The 713-nt window shown below is 71.2% G+C and carries 1 pseudogene; it reads right to left on the bottom strand.

Annotation, left to right across the window (positions count from 1 at the left end):
* Positions 1-713: pseudogene (locus AC1DP0_RS22390) on the bottom strand (aldo/keto reductase); the annotation flags it as partial.

Below are 713 nucleotides of genomic sequence, written 5' to 3'. Positions count from 1 at the left end.
CGTCCACTCCCCGCCGACCGAGGTTGGCGAACGTGCGCTCGACCGCCGCCTCCACGGCGAGCTCGTCCGCGACGGGTGAGCCGGACCCTCCGAGCGAGCGCGGCGCCACGCGGGAGATGATGCCGAACCTCTTCACCAGGGCGGGCTCGGCGCACGCCTTCAGCAGCTCCTCGCTTCGCCCGTCACCACGCCCGACCTCGATGTGGGTGACACCTCGCTCGATGGCCTGGGCGATCAGCGAGCGCAACCGTTCTGCGCGCTCCGCCGGACGCTCGTCCCGCGTCGCGGCGTCGAAGTTGCGGGCCGAGAGCACGACCTGCGACATGGGTCCGGCGTCGGTGCCCACTGCGGTCACTCGCGTTCCTGCCCGATCGACGCGGTCCACCAGGCGCGTCATCAGTCTGGCCCAGGGCCGCCCCACCGGATCCTGCTCGCCGTCGAAGAGGCTCGAGACGCGCACATAGTCGCCGAGGACGTCTACCGTGGCACGGTAGGCGCTGACGTCGTCCGGGCAGCCGACCGGCACGAACAGAAGCTCACCGAGCGATCGCCTCAGCCACGGCGTGACGTGCTCCCGGTCGTAGGCGGCCGTGGCCTGCTCAGCGGCATCACGCAGGGCCCGAACGGTGAACACCTCTGCGCCGAGCCCTTCGGGCACCTGGTCGATGTCGACCCTGCCGTAGGTGTGACCCGAGGCGTCCACGGCCGCAATG

Source organism: Terrabacter sp. P5_B1 (genome assembly GCF_056400505.1).
Note: the sequence above shows the minus strand (reverse complement) of the source record. Positions and strands in the feature narration are given on the sequence as shown.